This window comes from Streptomyces sp. NBC_01352, assembly GCF_036237295.1.
GTDB classification, from domain to species: Bacteria; Actinomycetota; Actinomycetes; order Streptomycetales; family Streptomycetaceae; genus Streptomyces; species Streptomyces plumbiresistens.
The window spans coordinates 7632377-7648516 of sequence record NZ_CP108354.1 but is presented as its reverse complement, the minus strand read 5'-3'; the positions used below and the strand labels follow the sequence as shown (position 1 = coordinate 7648516).

General features: G+C 69.8%; 14 protein-coding genes and 1 pseudogene. 8 read left to right on the top strand and 7 right to left on the bottom strand.

Going from position 1 to position 16140, the window contains the following annotated elements; all coding sequences use genetic code 11:
• Window position 1: 1 nt before the first annotated feature.
• The 4 genes from OG252_RS35495 to OG252_RS35480 all read right to left on the bottom strand — a co-directional run bounded on the left by OG252_RS35495 (window position 2) and on the right by OG252_RS35480 (window position 5704).
• On the bottom strand, window positions 2–292 hold the full coding sequence (locus tag OG252_RS35495; protein WP_266440315.1) for an acyl carrier protein: 291 nt from the start codon (window positions 290–292) through the stop codon (window positions 2–4).
• A gap of 108 nt (window positions 293–400) precedes the next feature.
• On the bottom strand, window positions 401–2140 hold the full coding sequence (locus OG252_RS35490; RefSeq protein ID WP_329341302.1) for an acyl-CoA dehydrogenase: 1740 nt from the start codon (window positions 2138–2140) through the stop codon (window positions 401–403).
• Complete coding sequence (locus OG252_RS35485; RefSeq protein ID WP_329341300.1) at window positions 2137–3840, bottom strand: acyl-CoA dehydrogenase family protein; 1704 nt, start codon at window positions 3838–3840, stop codon at window positions 2137–2139. Before OG252_RS35485 ends, OG252_RS35490 begins: the two co-directional genes overlap by 4 nt.
• Window positions 3841–3946: 106 nt before the next feature.
• Window positions 3947–5704 carry a fatty acyl-AMP ligase gene (locus OG252_RS35480; RefSeq protein ID WP_329341298.1) on the bottom strand — a complete coding sequence of 586 codons (1758 nt, stop codon included), beginning with the start codon at window positions 5702–5704 and terminating at the stop codon, window positions 3947–3949.
• A 365-nt stretch (window positions 5705–6069) separates the two neighbouring features.
• Between OG252_RS35480 and OG252_RS35475 the strand changes: the two are divergent.
• From OG252_RS35475 to OG252_RS35450, 6 genes and pseudogenes are all read left to right on the top strand, one after another.
• Window positions 6070–6354 (top strand): annotated as a pseudogene (locus tag OG252_RS35475) (cobalamin B12-binding domain-containing protein); the annotation flags it as partial.
• A gap of 18 nt (window positions 6355–6372) precedes the next feature.
• Entirely contained in the window at window positions 6373–6540 is a 168-nt protein-coding gene (locus tag OG252_RS35470; protein WP_266449082.1) for a hypothetical protein, read from the top strand.
• Window positions 6537–7799, top strand: coding sequence for a methylaspartate mutase (locus tag OG252_RS35465; RefSeq protein ID WP_329341296.1), 1263 nt, complete (start codon window positions 6537–6539; stop codon window positions 7797–7799). The genes OG252_RS35470 and OG252_RS35465 overlap by 4 nt, the downstream gene beginning before the upstream one ends.
• Before the next feature lie 129 nt (window positions 7800–7928).
• Window positions 7929–9131: an alpha/beta hydrolase family protein gene (locus tag OG252_RS35460; protein WP_329341294.1), complete on the top strand. Its 1203-nt coding sequence runs from the start codon at window positions 7929–7931 to the stop codon at window positions 9129–9131.
• Window positions 9132–9156: 25 nt separating this feature from the next.
• Window positions 9157–10107: an ATP-binding cassette domain-containing protein gene (locus OG252_RS35455; RefSeq protein ID WP_329341292.1), complete on the top strand. Its 951-nt coding sequence runs from the start codon at window positions 9157–9159 to the stop codon at window positions 10105–10107.
• A gap of 83 nt (window positions 10108–10190) precedes the next feature.
• A complete protein-coding gene (locus OG252_RS35450) occupies window positions 10191–11027 on the top strand; it encodes an ABC transporter permease (protein WP_266440303.1) in 837 nt (278 codons plus the stop codon).
• Between the two features lie 94 nt (window positions 11028–11121).
• Here the strand turns inward: OG252_RS35450 and OG252_RS35445 are convergent, their stop codons facing one another.
• The 3 genes from OG252_RS35445 to OG252_RS35435 all read right to left on the bottom strand — a co-directional run bounded on the left by OG252_RS35445 (window position 11122) and on the right by OG252_RS35435 (window position 13505).
• Entirely contained in the window at window positions 11122–12066 is a 945-nt protein-coding gene (locus tag OG252_RS35445; protein WP_329341289.1) for a TauD/TfdA family dioxygenase, read from the bottom strand.
• A 5-nt stretch (window positions 12067–12071) separates the two neighbouring features.
• Window positions 12072–12878, bottom strand: a complete 807-nt coding sequence (locus OG252_RS35440) for an alpha/beta fold hydrolase (RefSeq protein ID WP_266440301.1) — start codon at window positions 12876–12878, stop codon at window positions 12072–12074.
• A gap of 282 nt (window positions 12879–13160) precedes the next feature.
• Window positions 13161–13505 carry a hypothetical protein gene (locus OG252_RS35435; RefSeq protein ID WP_329341287.1) on the bottom strand — a complete coding sequence of 115 codons (345 nt, stop codon included), beginning with the start codon at window positions 13503–13505 and terminating at the stop codon, window positions 13161–13163.
• Window positions 13506–13869: 364 nt separating this feature from the next.
• On the opposite strand from OG252_RS35435, the gene OG252_RS35430 reads away from it, so the two are divergent.
• On the top strand, window positions 13870–14913 hold the full coding sequence (locus OG252_RS35430) for an LLM class flavin-dependent oxidoreductase (protein ID WP_266440298.1): 1044 nt from the start codon (window positions 13870–13872) through the stop codon (window positions 14911–14913).
• A 314-nt stretch (window positions 14914–15227) separates the two neighbouring features.
• Complete coding sequence (locus tag OG252_RS35425; protein ID WP_266440297.1) at window positions 15228–16064, top strand: undecaprenyl-diphosphate phosphatase; 837 nt, start codon at window positions 15228–15230, stop codon at window positions 16062–16064.
• The last annotated feature ends 76 nt before the right edge of the window (window positions 16065–16140 follow it).

Genomic DNA, 16140 nt, shown 5'->3' with positions numbered 1-16140 from the left:
CTCAGGCAGCGCCGCTGCGGGCACGCTCCTCGCCGATGGCGGCGAGGAGGGCCTCGATCGTGGGGTTGTCCCACATCATCGTCGGGTCGACCGCGAAGCCGAGGTGGTCCTCGATCTCGGCGGCGACGGACAGCGCGTACACCGAATCGAGGCCGTAGTCGCTGAGCGGCACGTCGGGCTGGATGTCGGCGGCCGGCATCCTCAGGTGCTCGGCGACCCGGGCCACCAGCCAGTCCTGCAGGTCGTCGTTGTCGGCGGAGTCGGTCCTGCTCAGGGCGGTGCTTTCGGACATGGGGTCTCCAGTCGCGATACGTGGTGGGACGGCGGTCGGGCGACACCGGACGGCGCCGGCCCGTGGTCGTGCTCGGGCCGGGGCCCGAGACCGGTGGGTCGGGTGTGTTCAGCCGTGGGGGCCGGCGAGTGGCCGGGGCAGCATTCCGAGGCCCTTGGAGCGGGCGCAGCGGTCCAGCAGTTCGTCCCACAGCGGCTGTTCGAGGTGGCCGGGCAGGGAGGGGCGGGGCGTGCCGAGCGGAGTGCGCAGCCGGTGGAGGGCCGCAGCCGCCCAGGCAGGATCGGCCAGGAAGGCGGCGTCGGTGCCCCGGGCGTGCCGCCAGGTCTCGAAGCAGGCGGCGGCGACGAGGATCTTCACATAGCGGGCGGTGAGGTCGTAGGTGTGCGAGCCGGCGCCGACCGACAGCTCGGCCGGCGAGAGCGACACGCACTCCTCTGCGAGGGCGACGAGTTCGCCGGCGAAGTGCTCGCCGTGCGCGCGCAGCGCGGTGTACGCCGGTCCGGTGCCGTCCGGCATGGCGGCGAGCCCGGCGGCCAGCGAGGTGCTCAGGCTCTCGCGGCCCGCGGCGCTGATGACGAGCTGCCGGAAGTCGAACGGCGGAAGGTCGGCGCCGGGGCGGAACAGCTCGGCCGGTGCGCCGGTCTCGCCGAGCCAGGACCGCCGGGCGAGCAGGGGCAGTTGGGGCAGCAGCGACACCTGGCAGGCGGCGCGCGCCGCGTGCCCGAAGCCCGCGGGCTGGATGTCGCGCAGCAGTTTCTGGAAGCCCGCGGCCGGTCCCTCACGCAGGTAGAAGTGAGCGCCCAGCACGGCCGAGAGCTGGTTCATCACGTCCATCAGGGTCTTGGACACGAAGTACTTCACGGCCAGCGCGTAGATCGGGGTCTGCGCCGGCAGCAGGTGCAGCGCCCGGGTCGCCACGGTCGCGAAGCAGTCGGCGGTCAGCAGATCCGAGTACGCGGCGGCGAGCACCGAGCGGATGTGCGGGAGATCGGCGGCCGTACGACCGTACAGTCGCCGGCCCCTGACGTGGCTGAGGGTGGTGCGCAGTGCCGAGTCGACGACCCCGGTGAACATCGACACGAGGGTGGTGCGGGTGACCTGGAAGGACCGCAGCGCGTTCTCCAGCCCGTGGCCCATGGTGCCGAGGACGGCGCTCTCGGGCAGCGGGCAGTCCCGGAACTCGATGCCGCCCAGTTGCACTCCGCGCATGCCGCTGGTGCGGTAGCGGGGCAGGTGGGTCAGGTGTCCGCCGGGCAACCGGGCCTTGTCGACGTACAGCTGGGAGTGGCTGCGGCTGCCGGGGCGCTGTGCGGTGCGGGCGAAGACCACCAGCGCCTCGGCGCGCCGGACGTTGGTGATGATCTCCTTGCGGCCGTTGAGGACGAGACCGGCCGGTCCGGGCAGCGCGGTGAACTCGGTGCCCGCCATGTCGTTGCCGTGTGCCAGCTCGTGGTAGGCGACGGCCACCCGGCGGCCGGAGCACAGCAGTTCGGCGGCGTGGCGGCACTGCTCCTGGTCGCCCGCGGTCCACAGGTTGACGCCCGCGATGAACGAGCTGGCGCCGTAGCCCAGTCCGAGGCAGGGGTCGCGCCGGTAGACCGAGCGCATGATCTCCACGAGGTGGTCGAGCCGGTCGAGGCGGCCGCCGAACGCCGTGGGCACGAACTCGGCGCCCAGTCCGTACTCGTGGAGCGCCTGTTCCCCGGCCTCGAACATCTCGCCGCGCTCGTCGGCTTCGAGTACGGCGCGCAGGCCGAGCGGGTTGTCGTCGGCGAAGGGGTCGCCGAGCGCGGATTCCAGGGCGTGCAGTCGCGCGGGCCCGGCGGTGGTGGCGAGTGCCGTGGTCACTGGACGCCCCCCTGTGCGTGGTGGGCCGGCAACGACAGCGGCGCGCTGTCGGGCGTGGCGAGCAGCCGGTCGGCCAGCCGGTCGAAGGCGGTGGCCCGCGTCTCGTCGACGGCGATGCCGAGCCGGTTGAGGACGAGGGTGAGGCCGGCCTGGAGCCACAGCCCGTCGTACGCGGTGCGGGCGCTGTCCAGCCACAGGTGCACCAGGGCCGCGGCGGCGAAGCACAGCTCGTACTGGGCCGCCAGGTCGAAGGCGGACTGCGGGACGTCCCGGACCGTGCGCTCCTGGTGCTCCATGCCGGTGTGCACGGCTTCGGCGAGACCGGTGAGCTCGTCCGCCATGCGGGCCGCCTCGGGCGGCAGTTGCCCCTGGCGGACTCCGGCGCGGAGCCGGTCCAGCGCTTCCGGCAGCAGTTGTACGAGGCTGCAGCCCCGGGTCGACAGCAGCCGCAGCCGGCCCGGGTCGAAGGGGCGTGGTGGGCTGCCCGGCAGGGTCGCGGTGACGGCGTCCCGGTCGGCCGTGCCGCGGTGCCAGGACCGGGCCAGGACCGGGAAGTGGTCGATGAGCAGGCTGCGGTTGACGGCAGTGCTGCCGTCGAAGACGGCGACGATGCGGTGGTCGCGGTCGAGCTTGGCGAAGGCACCGTCGAGGTAGGTGTCGCTCAGGAAGCTTCGGACGCCGAGGAGTTCGCTCAGCTGGTCGAGGGTGTCCTGGGCGAGCGTCGGCACGAGCGCCTTGGTGACGGATGCGATGACGCTCATCTCGGGGGTCAGCGTGTGGATGGCGCGGGCGGCCACGGTGGTGACGGCCTCGGCGACGATCAGCCCGGCACCGGCCTCGCCCAGGATGCGGCGTACGCGCGGCAGGTCGCTGAGCCGGCGCCCGTAGAGGTGGCGGCCGAGCGCGTACTCCGTGGCGATCCGCAGCCCGTGGTCGAGTGCGCCGAGCGACAGGGCGGTGCACACGGTGCGGGTCAGCTGAAGGGTCTTGAGAACCGTTTCCGCTCCGGTTCCGGCCGCATCGACCAGTGCCTCCTCGGGCACCACGGCGCCGTCGAAGGCGATGCCGCTGATGTCGGCCCCCCGGATGCCGTGGGTTCGCACCTTGGGCAGCGGCCGGTGACTGCCGGGGGCCAGCCGGTCCTTGTCGACCAGGAAGAGACTGAAGCCACGGGGGCCGCCCCGCTCGTCGGTGCGGGCGAGGACGCACAGGAACCGACTCCGCGTCGCGTTGTTGATGAGCCACTTCTCCCCGTCGAGCCGCCATCCGCCCTCGGTTCGACGGGCGGTGAGCTCTCCGGCGAGCAGGTCGCTGCCGTGGTCGCGCTCGGTCAGGGCCCAGGAGGCCACGGCACCGGCGCGTACGTCCGCGGCGAGACCGGCCGCCTGGGCGGGGCTGCCCGCGACCTGGACGGGGGCGGTGCCGAGGAAGGTCTTGCCGTGTGCGACCGCCACCGTCAGGTCGCGGCGGGCCACGGTGCGCAGGAGCTGGACGAGTTCGACATGGTCGTGCAGGAGGCCGCCGTGGCGGGCGTCGACGTAGTGGGCGGCGAGGCCGAAGTCGTCGAGCTCGCGGCAGGCTTCGGCGGGAAACCGCTCCTCGCGGTCCAGGGCGGCCATCGCGCCGGGGCCGAAGACGCCGTCGCCGGAGTCGGATTGTCGCAGGAACCGGTCGAGTCTGAGCACAGAGCTGTGCGGCACGGTGAATCCCCCGTTGTGTGGCTCCCCGGCCCTGGCGGCGCTCGGGGAACTGTTCGTGATCCGGCGTGCCCGGTCGTGCGTGCGGGTCGGCCGGTGTGCGGTGTGGTTACGCGGTGGTGCGTTCCAGACGCGGGTCGAGCTTGGCGATGAGTGCGGAGATCTCTCCATCGCGGAAGTGCTCGCGCATCTGCAGGCGCTGGACCTTGCCGCTCGTGGTGCGCTGCACGGCGCCGCGCCGGACCAGGACGAGTCCTGACAGGTGCGCGCCGAACTCCGTGAAGACGGTGCGGCGGATGGAGCTGGCCAGCGCTTCCAGCTCGGTTTCGGTGTGCCGACCGCGTAGCTCGTGGACCAGGACGAGGAGTTCCTCCTCGTGGCCCTCGTCGTCACGGACGGGCACGGTGAAGGCGGCTCCGAAGGTGCCGTGCAGCTCCGGATGGTGCTGGCGCGCCTCGTACTCGATGTCCTGCGGGTAGAGGTTGCGGCCGCGGAGGATGAGCATCTCCTTGAGCCGGCCCGTGATGAACAGCTCGCCGTCGAGCACGGCGCCCAGGTCCCCGGTACGCAGATAGCCGTTCTCGGTGTCGGGGGCGGCGTCCGCGACCGTGCCGTGGAACGTGCGCTCCGTGGCCTCCGGGTTGTCCCAGTAGCCTTGGCCGACGCTCGGGCCCCGCAGCCAGATCTCGCCGATCTTCCCTTCGGGAAGCGCGCGCCGGCTCTCGGGCTCGACGATGCGCACGTCGTAGTCGTGCGGGAAGCCGCAGGAGACGACATCCCTGCCGGGGTCGGCCGCGGAGACGGGCACGAGGGCGCCGGCCGACAGACGCTGCTCGTCGACGCGGAGCACCACCGGCTCACGGTGCCCGGAGCCGCTGACGAAGACGGTGGCCTCGGCCATGCCGTAGGAGGGGTTGAGGGCTTCGGTCCGCAGGCCCGCGGCGGCGAAACGCTTGGCGAAGGCGGTGAGTGTGGCTGCCTGGACCGGCTCCGAGCCGTTGTTGGCGTACTTCCAGCGGGACAGGTCCAGACCGGCCAGCTGTTCATCGGTTATCTGACGGCTGCAGAGTTCGTACGCGAAATTGGGGCCGGCGGACCAGGTGATGTCGAACTCGTCGATCATGCGCAGCCACCAGTGCGGCCGCTTCAGGAACGTGGTGGGGCTCATGAGGACACAGGAACTGCCGAGGTACAGCGGCGGCAGCAGAATGCCCATCAGGCCCATGTCGTGATAGTGCGGAATCCAGGAGCCGAAGCGGGATCCGTCGTCAAGGGCGAAGGTCCGGCACAAACTGGCGGCGTTGTGCAGCAGATTGCCCTGGGTGAGCACGACGCCCTTGGGACTGCCCGTCGAGCCCGAGGTGTACTGCAGCAGGGCTACCGAGTCACGGTCGAGCCGGGGCAGTGATTCCTCTGCCAACGGGGGCACGTCGAGGGTGTCGGTGACCAGCAGCGTGTCGCGGTTCCGTTGGGAGGCCTCGGCCCAGTCGCCGACTTCCGCAAGGCTGCGGCTGTCGGTGAGAACCGCGGCGACCCGGGCGTCGGCGGCGATGGCAGAAACCCGACGCTGGTGGTGACGGTATCGGCCGGGAAGCGGTGAAGGTACCGCTACGACGCCGGCGTAGAGACAGCCGACAAAGGCTGTGACGAAATCCAGTCCTTCTGGGTACAGCAACAGGGCGCGGTCTCCGGGCGCACACCGCTCGAGCAGTGCCGCGGCGACCGAGCGGGCTCTTTCGTCGAGTTCCGCATAGGTCACGGATATTCGGCCGTCGTCGGCATCGAAATCCGTTAAGAAAATGACGGCGGTTGCTGAACTGCGATCCGCGACGTTTCTTCGGATCGCCTCGGCGAAATTGGCATGCATCAACAAGATCCTCCCCCGTAGCACCGCATCTCCCTGATGCGGCTGACATACGTCGATCTCGTGAACCAAATCGGTGCGACATCCCCTGTCGTTCGACCGATGACCAAGGTCAACTTCCTCGACCCTAAGGACCCTCCAAACCCACAGTCAAGCCCCCTTCACCACATGGGACCGGGACCGGACATGCTCCTTGGTCAGTATCAAACCCCCGCTCAGGGACGGGTCAACCCACTTTGGTCAGCTCATGCCCAACGAAGGTAAGGCGCCGCTCGACGCCCCGGCGATTGGCTCGATTCCACCCGTCCGCACCGGCGAATCACGAAAACCAAGGTCAGTCGATACTCGCTTGACACCTCAACAGAGGCATGTCTAGTGTCCGATCGATCATCCAACTTGCCATTCGCTGGAGAGGGTGTTTAGCCGTGGGGGGAACGGTTCTCGTGTCTGGCACGTCGTCAGATGCGCACACCTGGAATTTAATCTATGTACATCTCTTCCTTGAAGAGCATGGATACACAGTCCACAATCTCGGCTCCTGCGTTCCGGATGACCTTCTTGTTCGCTCGTGTCGCGAACTGCGGCCGGACCTCGTGGTCCTCAGCAGCGTCAACGGCCATGGGTTCACCGATGGTCTTCGAGCCATCCGGACGGTCAGGGAACAGCGTGATGTGAGCCATGTCCCCGTGGTGATCGGCGGCAAGCTGGGGACGGACGGGCTGCGCAACGCCGGCTGCACGCGCAGGCTCCTCAACGCCGGCTTCGACGCCGTGTTCGACAACGGGGACCTCGGCGCCTTCGAACTCTTCCTGAACCGGCATCGCACGGCCGCGGCATGACCGCCCCGCCGGACCGGGGCTTCGGCGGGTTCGTGGCAACGGCCCGGTCCCACGGGCACCTTGTCGTACAGCCTCGGATGGGTTTCGGCAGCCGGGCACGGATGCGGGTCGGTCTGGAGCGGACCAAGCAGGCCGAAGGCGTCACCGTGGGCACCATCACCCTGGACAGCTACACGCGTGTGGGCGACTTCGCCGCGGCCCGCGCCGCGGTGGGAGGGAACTCCCCGCTCAACGGCTACCCACTGCTGGCACACGGGGCGGAGGCGACCCGGGCCCTCCTCGACGGGGTCCAGGACGAGTCGTTCCCGGTCCAGGTCCGCCACGGATCGGCGCGCCCGCAGGCGGTGTTCGCCGAACTGGTCGCGGCCGGCGTGCACGCCACCGAGGGCGGCCCCGTCTCGTACTGCCTGCCCTACAGCCGTACGCCGCTGCGTGAGTCCGTACGGCACTGGGCGGAGAGCTGCGAGCTGCTGGCCTCGGCGGGCGGGCCGGACGTCGTGCCCCACCTGGAGTCGTTCGGCGGCTGCATGCTCGGCCAGCTCTGCCCGCCCGGCCTGCTGGTGGCGCTGAGCGTGCTGGAGGGGCTGTTCTTCGCCCAGCACGGGCTGCGCAGCATCTCCCTCAGCTACGCCCAGCAGACCAGCACCGAGCAGGACACGGAGGCGCTGGCGGCGCTGCACCGGCTGGCTGCCGAGGAGTTGCCGCCCGACGTGCGGTGGCACAGCGTCCTCTACGCGTACATGGGTCTCTACCCCGGCACTGCGCGGGGCGCGGAGCGGCTGCTGCGGTCCGCGGCCTCGCTCGCGGTGCGGGCCGGCGCCGCCCGGCTGATCGTCAAGACCACGGCCGAAGCACATCGCATTCCCACGATCGCCGAGAACGTGGCCGCGCTGGAGCTGGCCGCACACACCGCGGCGCAGGCCCGCCCGGACGAGCCGGGCGCACCGCGGGCCGAGTCCGGCGGCGCGGTCTACGCGGAGGCCCGCGCGCTGGTGCACGCCGTCAGGGAGCTGCACCCGGACCTGGGCACAGCCCTGGCCCGCGCGTTCGCCCGGGGCCTGCTGGACATCCCGTTCTGCCTGCACCCGGACAACCAGGGCCGCACCCGGAGCCTCATCGACGACCAGGGCCGGCTGCGCTGGTCGTCCACCGGCGGCCTGCCCCTGCCGCGCACGGCCCCGCAGCCGACCGCCCGCGCGATGACTTCGGCGAGGCTGCTGGAATCCCTTACGTTCGTCCAGCGGGCGTACGACTCATGACCGACACCGGACGGCTCGACGGTCTCCTGTTCGGATCACGTTCGGCAGACCACATCGGTGCCGGACGCAGGGGTCAGGTCATGCCCTTCCGCAGAGGTGCGACGAGCGTGCCTCGGGAATCTTGGACACATGAACCTCCGTCGTCTCCCCCTGCTCGTCGGCCTGTCGGCGGCGGCCGTCGCGCTGCTGCTCGTCGGCCTCGGCCTGCGGCCCCCGGCGCCCTCCGCCTCCCGTACGGTCCGACCCGAACCGGCAGCGGCCGTGGTGCCGCAGCTACCGGAACCCACGGGGCCCCATGCGATCGGCCGGGCCGATCTCAGGCTGGTCGACCGGCAGCGCACCGACCCCTTCACCCACCGCGGTCCGCGGGAACTCATGGTCAGCGTCTGGTACCCGGCGAGCGACACGGCGGGGCGGCCCCGGGCCCCCTGGATGCCCCCTGCCGTCGCCCGCGGCTTCGCGGCCAACGCGTCCCGCATCCTCGGTCTGCCCACCGGCCTGGTCGACTGGTCCGCGGTGACGACGCACGCGGCGGTCGACGCACCGCCGGCCGCCTCCACCCGGCACCGGCCGGTCGTGCTGTACTCGCCCGGTCTCGGTACCTCCCGCTCCTGGGGAACGGTACTGGTCGAGGAACTCGCCAGCCGCGGCTACGTCGTCGTGACGCTGGACCACACCTACGAGGCCCTCGCGGTGGACCTCGGAGACGGCAGGATCGCCGAAGCCGTGACGGCGGGCTCCGGCACCGACGAGGGGCTTGCCCGGCGCATGCGAGTCCGCGCCGCGGACACCGGGTTCGTCCTGGACGCGCTCGCCCGGCCGAGCACCCGGCGTGCACTGCCCGCGGAACTCGGCGCGCAGCTGGACCTGGACCGGATCGGGATGTTCGGTCACTCGGCGGGCGGCATCACCGCGGCCGAGACCATGGCACGGGACCCGCGACTCGATGCGGGGCTGGACCTCGACGGGTTCAACGTCACGCCCGCGCGGCGCTCCTGGCCGGAGCTGGACCGCCTGGTACGCGACGGTCTGGACCGCCCGTTCCAGATGGTGGGTTCCACCGCGACCCCCGCCGAGGAGCTGCCGGCACGGCTGCGCGCCGGCTCTCCGGCGTCGGTGTCGGTCCGCCGACTCGCGGGCACCGCGCACTATTCGTTCAGCGACTTCCAGGCGCTGTTGCCGCAACTGCGGGACCGGGCGGACCTGTCCGGAGCGCGCACGGCCCAGCTGATCGGCACCGCCGCTCCGCAGGCCATGGTGCACCGCGAACGCGCGATCGTCACCGGCTTCTTCGACCGGAACCTGCTCCGCCCGGGTCGCACGGGCGGCTGAACCGGCCTGACCGACGGGGGAATCCATGGCCGAACCGATGATCAGCACAAGGGACCTCACCAAGTCGTACGACAGGGTGCACGCCCTGCGCGGGGTGAGCCTCGACGTGGCCGAAGGCACGGTGCTGGGGCTGCTCGGGCACAACGGCGCCGGAAAGACGACGCTGGTGAACATCCTCGCCACGCTGCTGCCGCCGAGCGGCGGCAGCGCCGCGGTGGCCGGTCACGACGTGCTCCGGGACAGCCGGGCGGTACGTGGCTGCATCGGGCTCACCGGCCAGTTCGCCTCGGTGGACGAGAAACTCTCCGGCTTCGACAACCTCGTCCTGATCGGACGGCTGCTGGGTGCCAGCGCGCGGCAGGCACGGGAGCGGGCCGACGAACTGCTCGACACGTTCGATCTGGCCGGGGCCGCGCGCCGGCTCTGCCGTACCTACTCGGGCGGGATGCGCCGGCGGCTCGATCTCGCCGCGAGCCTCGTCGGCCGGCCGCGGGTGATATTCCTCGACGAGCCGTCCACCGGACTGGACCCGGCCAGCCGGCTCTCTCTGTGGGAGACCGTCGAGGCACTGGTCGCGGACGGCACCACCGTGCTGCTGACCACGCAGTATCTGGAAGAGGCGGAACGCCTGGCGGACACCGTGGCCGTCCTCGCCGAGGGCTCCGTGGTGGCGGCCGGAACTCCGAACGAGCTGAAGTCCCAGGTGGGTGAACGCCGGGCGCAGCTGTCGACCACCCGGCGCGGGGACACCGTCAAGGTCGCCGAGGCGTTGCGCCGGGTCGGGTTCGCCGCCGTCCAGACCCCGGAGGAGGGCACGGTGAGCGTGCCGGTCGCCGACTTCGAGGACTTCGCACAGGTCGTCCGTGCCGTCGAGGAAGCCGCGGTGCCGGTCACCGGGCTCACTCTGTCGGAACCGTCACTGGACGACGTCTATCTCTCGCTGGCCGCCAAGCCGGCCGCGGCCGCGGCTCGTTGACCTACCGGCTCGTTGACCTACCGGCTCGCTCACCTTCCGGCTCGCTGACCTACCGGCTCGCTGACCTCCGAGGAGCAACCATCATGACTGTCACGGTCCCCACCGACCGCGCCCGGTCCGCGGCTCCCGTGCGCTGGCAGCCGGCGAGCGCACGCGCCCAGTTCGCCGTGCTGACCGGGCGCAGCCTGCGCGGACTGGTCGCCGACCGCAGGCTCGTCGTGCTCACGCTGGTCCAGCCGCTGATCCTGCTGGTCATCTTCAGCCAGGTGTTCGGCAGCATGGCCTCCCCCGACCACTTTCCGGCGGGCGTGAGCTACATCGACTATCTGATGCCGGCCATCCTGGTCACCAGCGGGATCACCTCGGCCGTCGGCTCCGGCGCGGAGCTGATCCGGGACATGGACAACGGGGTGCTGACCCGCTTCCGTTCGCTGCCGGTCGGGCTGCACTGGATCCTGGTCGCCCGCGCCGTCACGGACGTGCTGCGCACCACCGCCCAGACCGTGCTGCTACTCGTGTGCGCCGCGCTGTGCTTCGGTTTCGACCCCGCGGGCGGTGCGTGGGGCGTCATCGCGGCGCTGGCCCTGTCCCTCCTCGTCATCGCCTCGCTGACGTGGGTCTTCATCGCCGTGGGTACCTGGGTGCGCAGCGCGCGGATCATGCAGAGTGTCAGCGGGCTGGCCCTCTTCCCCCTCATGTTCGCCTCCAGCGCGTACGTCCCGCTGGACGCGCTGCCCGCTTGGCTGCGCGCGGTGGCTGTGGTCAACCCCGTCTCGTACGCGGTGGACGCCACCCGGGCGCTGGCGCTGGACTGGCCGCTGGGCGGCGACGTACTGGGGGCGGTGGCCACGAGTCTGCTGATCCTGGCCGTGGCCGTGTGGGCGGCGGTGGCCGGGTTCCGCAGGCCGCTCACCCGCTGAACCGCGTCCCGGCCGCCGCGCCCGTCGCCGGACGGACGGAAGGGGGCGGGACGCCCGCCGGCGTCCCGCCCCGTTCGCGTGCTTCGGAGGCCGGTCAGTCGGTCATGGCGACCAGGACCCGGCGGGGACCGGTGAAGGACCGCCGGCCATGGCCCACGGCGACGTTGTCGATCACCATCAGGTCGCCCTGGTGCCAGTCGACGTCGACCGCGTTCTCCAGACCCCGGTCCCGTACCTGAAGGACGTGCTCCGCCGGGATGGGGCTGCCGTCGGCGAAGGTCACCGACTGCGGCAGTTCCTCCTCCGGCAGGATCTGCGCGAGTTCGGCGGCCGTCTCGTCACCGAGGGACGCCGGGTGCCACTGGTCGGACTGGTTGAACCAGACCTCCGCGCCGGTCTCCGGATGGGTCAGTGTGGAGTGCCGTACCTGGGTGATGCGCAGCGTGCCGTCGGGGAGCCACTTCCAGTCGCACTCCGCACCACGCAGATAGGCCTCGACCTCCGCCCGGTCGCTCGTCTCGAAGGTGTCCTGCCAGCTCTTGCCGAGCCCCAGGCCGTCATGCAGGTTCTGCGTGTAGCGCACCCCGCCGGCGAACGCCTCGCGCACCTCCGGGTCGAGCGAGGCGAGCCACAACTCCCCGTCGACGATGGGCGTGGCACCACCGGTGGCGGGGGCCGTGGCACAGAAGAAGACCAGCCGCGAGGGCCAACGGCGGCCGTAGCTCAGCTCGTTGTGCATCGAGATGGTCAGTTCCTGGGGGTACTCGGTGGACGTGTAGACGTTGGAACCCACCTTGGTGCGGGGCGAGTTGCCGTGCACGTAGGCGAGCCGGTTCGGCAGCAGGAGGTTCAGGACGGGGTCCAGGGTCTCCTCGGTGAGGTGGAAGCCACGGAACACTACGGCCTTCTCACGGGTGAGCAGACCCGCGAAGTCCTCGTGGCCCCTGAGCAGTTCGGCCAGCGCCTCGGGAGTCCCCTGCCCGCCGTCGGCGGTGATCTCGAAGGGCTGCCAGGCGCACAGTTCGGCCAGGTCGGTCATGCGGGTCATCCTTCCTGCCTGAAGAACTCGATGATGATCTTGTTCGTGGCGTCCGGGTCTTCGAGATAGCCGTAGTGTCCACAGCCGGGCACAAGGTCGTACGTCGCTCCGGGGATGGCGTCCGCGACCTCCCTGCCCAGATGGGCGGGGGTGATCAGGTCGTCGGCGAAGGAGATCACATGGCACGGCCGGCTGATCCCGGCGTAGGCCGCGAGCCGGTCGTCCATGGCCGAGAACCGCATGTGGACGCGGTCCCCCCGGCCGGTCGGCGCCGACATCTCGAACAGGTCGAGCCAGTCGTCGATCTGGCCGGAGTCGGCCAGGGTCCGCGGCGAGAGGTTCTGCAGGGCACGGACCACCGCGGTGTACCGGGGAGGCAGCCGCAATCCCGAGTCGTGCAGCGCGATCTCCGCCTCGGCCAGGGCCCGCCGCAGCCGGTCGGACCGGCCGCGGGTCGCCATCAGCACGGCCCTGCGCACCAACTCCGGCCGCTGGAGCGCCAGTTCCTGGACGATCTGGGCGCCCATGGACGTACCCACGAACAGACACGGCCCGATCCCCAGGTGCTCGACCAGGGCGGCGGTGTCCGCCACCATGTCGTCGACGGTGAAGCCCTCGGCACACTCGTCCGTGGGCGGGACCCCTCGATTGTCGAAGGTGATGACCCGGTATCCCGCGGCCGTGAGCGCGGGCACCTGATGCAGGTCCCACACCCTCCCCCGGCTACCGCTGCCCATCACCATGAGGACCGGCGGCCCTGTGCCCTCCGAGTCGTAGTGCATCCGTATCCCGTTCACGGCTGCCCACGCCATCTGCCCCTCCCCTTCGCATTGCTACGCTTCGAAAAGCGAATGAGGGGGCTACAGCTCCTTGCCTCTCGGAAGAACGGACACAATCCGCCGGACCTCCATGAGCCGCCCCCGTGGCTGCAATATTCCACACAGCACCCTAAGTGGATCTTCAAGTCATCGTCAAGCAATTTCACCCGGCGAGCGAACGCACATGCCACAGCAAATTCCGTGACGATTTCCCTCCGGGTGAACACGTAAGAACCCCGCCGAGACGCGGAGGTAAAAAGAAGAGCTGAGCCTACGTCATGCGCCGGCCCGGAAGAGGTGCGCTCCGGTCACCGGCGACGGATAGGTGACCACATAGTCGAACACCTCCTTCGCCTGGTTGCCGCCGAAGTGCGGGCACGCCATCGGCCCGACCGTCCCGTCGGTCGCGCCCATGTCGATGTACCAGGCCGCGCAGTAACCGTCCGGCGTGCCCCATCCGCCACCGGGCAGCAGATCCTCGATGTAGCCGGTGACGTGGGTGGAACCGTCACTCAGCGGGCACAGCGATATCTCGCCACGCCCGTAGGTCTCCGCCCCGCTTGCGGTGACGCATGCCGCAGCGGCCGACGCGGCCCGGGAATCCGGCGCGGCCAACAGCATCAGGGCTCCTGCGGCTCCGGCCATGGCCACGGCACGAAAAGAAGACCTCACGGTTTCCCCCTGCTCTCATGGGTGGGTGGCGCTCCCTCGCCGTCGCGGCGAGTCGACCGAGACAATCACGGACGGCATTGATCGCGCCAGTAGGTGTTCGGCCGCCCATTGGTCGGATCGGCTTGGCGCGGCACCAATCGAGCCAGGCTTGTCCCGCCAACCCATTTCCCGTCAAGCAACTTTCGTCATCGATCTGCCCAACCAAAGTCGTATGCGCGGCAAATCCCCATCAATTTGGCGATTGATTCGGCGGAGGATCCGTTGTCGAATTGGCAAGTCCTGCTGACGGAACATCAACACCGAAGGAGCAGCCGTGCGTATTGGCGTCGCTGTCGCCTACTGGCCCTGGTTCAGACTCCGGGAGCAGATCGAAGTCGCCCGGCTCGCCGACGAACTGGGGCTCGACTCCGTGTGGGTCTCCGAAACCTGGGGCCAGGAGGCGGTCGCCCTGCTGGGCCACCTTGCGGCGGTCACCCACCGCATCCGGCTCGGCGCCGCCGTCCTTCAGATCCCGGCCCGGCAGCCCACCACGGTGGCGACAGCCGCGGTGACCCTGCACGACCTCTCCGGCGGGCGGGTCATGCTCGGTCTGGGCCTGTCCGGCCCGCAGATCTCCGAGGGCTGGTACGGCGTGCCGTTCAGCGAACCGCTGGCCCGGACCCGTGAGTACATCGAGGTGATCCGCGGGGCCTTGAGCGGGAAGCCGGTCGATCACCAGGGCACGCAGTGGACCATCCCCGCCTACGGCCAAGGGCTGGGACAGGGCATGCCGCTCAAGCTGCTGGCGCTGCCGACCAACCGCCGCATACCGCTCTTCCTCGGCGTCTCCGGAGCCAGGACGGTCGAGCAGGCCGGCGCCCTCGCCGACGGCTGGCTGCCGTTCCTGTTCAGTGCCGCACACGCCGAAGAGCTGACCGCGCCCCTGTTGCGCGGAATCGAGAAGGCGGGCCGCAGCCGGTCGGACGTGGAAATCGCCCCGATCGTGCCCGCAGCGCTCGCCGACGACCTCCCCACCGCACGGAACCAGATCCGCCCCTTCATCGCCTTCTACCTCGGCGGAATGGGGTCACCCGAGAAGAACTTCTACGTCGACCTCGCCGAACGCTACGGCCACGGCGCGTCGGCACGCGCCTGCCAGGAACGCTTCCTCGCCGGCGACCGGCGCGGGGCCGCCGCCGAACTCTCCGACGCCCTCATCGACTTGATCTCGCTGCCGGTCACCGACGGAACTCTCGCCGCGGGACTCGACCGTTACGCGGCCACCGGCGCCGACACCCTCATCACCATGCCATTCGGCGACCGCTCCCGCCTGCTGCGCGCCCTCGCCTCGCACATGTCAACCGACATTAGCCAGTGATTTACCCAACCAAAGTTCCGTACGCGACGACCCTTTCGTAATCCAGCACCCCAACTAAATTCGTACGACACGGCCTCAGGAACTGGCCAATAGCCTCGAACCCCACCACTTCTCCGGAATTCGGACGGTTGAACCCAGGGCACCTGGCGGGTTTCTAATTTCATCGCCCCCGGCTGTAGCATCAGAGCCGCAGTGGAGCTCGGCGCCGCCTGGCACGACAGCCGGTTCACCGCTCCAGCCATGACCACTCCCTGCCACATCTCAGGCCGACAGCACCTGAGTTGACCTGGCTCAGCAGCGAGGAAGAGAGTTTCATGAATATCTTCGAGGCGACATTTCTGGGCGCCGTTGAGGGATTCACCGAATTCTTACCAGTTTCCAGCACCGGGCATCTCACCATCCTGGAGAGAATGCTCGGGTATTCCACCGACGACCCCGACATCACCGCCTTCACCGCCATTATTCAGGTCGGTGCGGTTCTTGCCACGCTGCTGTACCTTCGCTCGGATATCCGACGTCTCCTCACTGCTTTGTTCCGCGGCCTCGCCCAGCGGGAGCAGCGAAAGAATTCCGACTACAAACTCGCCTGGGCCGTTATTCTGGGTTCGCTGCCCATCGGTGTCGTCGGGCTCGCGTTCAAGGACACCATCGAGACCACGCTCCGCACCCTGTGGTTCGTCTCGGCCGCACTGGTGCTCTGGAGTGCGGTCATGTGGTACGCGGACCGCAAGGGCACCCAGGTCCGTGGTGAGAACGATGTGACCTGGAAGGACACCCTGATCATCGGCATCGTTCAGTGCATGGCGCTGATTCCGGGTGTCTCCCGTTCGGGCGCCACGATGTCGGCCGGTCTCCTCCGTGGCCTGGACCGGGTCACCGTCACCCGCCTCTCCTTCATGCTGTCCATCCCGGCACTCACCGCCGCCGGCGCGCTCCAGACGATCGACGAATTCGATGCGATATCCCACGGGGTGGGATGGACCGCGACGTTGACCGCCACAGCGGTGAGTTTCGTGACCGCTTATCTGGCGGTGTCCTGGCTGCTGAAATTCGTGGCGAAGCACAACTACACCGTGTTCATCGGCTACCGGGTGGTGCTCGGCCTCTTCATCATGTTCCTGCTCGGAGCCGACATCCTCCCGTCGACCTGACGCCGTGCGGCACGCACGGCTGCGAGCCCGCTGCGAGGCCCCCGGGCAGGCGAGTTGAGGCGTCGAACGTCTTGCT